This window comes from Plantibacter sp. CFBP 13570 (assembly GCF_014841395.1).
In the GTDB taxonomy this organism is placed as follows: domain Bacteria; phylum Actinomycetota; class Actinomycetes; order Actinomycetales; family Microbacteriaceae; genus Plantibacter; species Plantibacter auratus.
The window spans coordinates 1-1,422 of record NZ_JACYTW010000133.1 but is presented as its reverse complement, the minus strand read 5'-3'; the positions used below and the strand labels follow the sequence as shown (position 1 = coordinate 1,422).

General features: G+C 70.6%; 1 protein-coding gene. It reads left to right on the top strand.

Annotated features, from left to right (window positions below; translation table 11 throughout):
• Positions 1–197 precede the first annotated feature (197 nt).
• The gene (locus tag IFT89_RS19860; RefSeq protein WP_079705012.1) at positions 198–1,307 is read left to right on the top strand and encodes an ABC transporter substrate-binding protein; all 1,110 of its coding nucleotides are present in this window, start codon (positions 198–200) and stop codon (positions 1,305–1,307) included.
• The last annotated feature ends 115 nt before the right edge of the window (positions 1,308–1,422 follow it).

Genomic DNA, 1,422 nt, shown 5'->3' with positions numbered 1-1,422 from the left:
CCGCCCGGTCCCTGAGCCCCCCCCCGCCCGGTCCCTGAGCTTGTCGAAGGGCACTGTTCACCTGCGCGACACCGGCAGGCCCCGATCGCGCTACGTCGCGACCCTAGCTTGTCCTCCAGACGACGGACGCGGTATCCGACGGCCCGACAGCACGGGCGGCCGCCGACGTCACTGGAGGAACCGTGAACACCAGGCGTATGACCGCCCTCGCCATCGTTGCACTCGCAGCGACCGCGCTCACCGCATGCTCCGCCGGAGCGGACACCGGAGCCGGCTCCGACGTCGACGCCAAGCAGGCGACCTCCGCCGAGGACTTCGGCGGGATGGACGCGCTCGTCGAGGCGGCGAAGGCCGAGGGCCAGCTGAACGTCATCGCCCTTCCCGACACCTGGGCGAACTACGGGAAGATCATCTCCGCGTTCGAGGACAAGTACGACATCACGGTCAACTCGGCCGACCCCGACGTCTCGAGCGCCGAGGAGATCACGGCCGCGAAGAACCAGCAGGGTCAGGACACCGCTCCCGACGTCTTCGACCTCGGCTCCGCCGTCGCCCTCGACAACCTCGACCAGTTCGCGCCGTACCAGGTCGCAAACTGGGACGACATCCCGGAGGGCTCGAAGGAGAAGACCGGCCTGTGGGTCTACGACTACACCGGCCTCGTCTCCATCGGCTACGACGCGGACGCCGTCCCGGCGCCGAAGTCGCTCGACGACCTCCTCGGCTCCGAGTTCGCGGGCAAGGTCGCGCTGAACGGCGACCCGACCCAGGCCGGCGCAGCCGCAGCCGGCGTCTACCTCGCCGCGCTGCAGTCCGGTGGTTCGGCCGACGACATCCAGCCCGGTGTCGACTTCTTCCAGAAGCTCAACCAGGCGGGCAACTTCCTGCCCCTCGACCCGACCCCCGCGACCATCGCCTCGGGTGAGACCCCCGTCGTGATCGACTGGAGCTACAACAACCTCGCCGCGGCGACCGAGAACGAGGGCCAGCGCAACTGGAAGACCACCGTCCTCCCGGGTTCGGCCGTCGGCAGCTACTACAACCAGGCCATCAACGTGGACGCCCCGCACCCCGCGGCCGCGCGACTCTGGCAGGAGTTCATCTTCAGCCCCGAGGCGCAGAACCTGTACCTCGCCGCCGGCGCGTACCCGTCGACCCTCGCCGCGATGGTCGAGGCCGACACCGTCGACCAGAAGGCCCTCGACGCCGTGGGCGAGATGCCCGCCGACCTCGTGCAGTTCACCCCCGAGCAGACCGAGCAGGCCACCTCGCTGCTCGCCGAGAAGTGGGCGGCAGCGATCTCCTGATGAGTGCCTCCGCCACCCGGCGGAGTGAGGCGGGGTCGGCACACGCCGGCCCCGCCGTCTCGCTCCCGCCGACCGACGCATCGGACGCCTCGGCCGCCCCCGCCGAGGCGCGCCC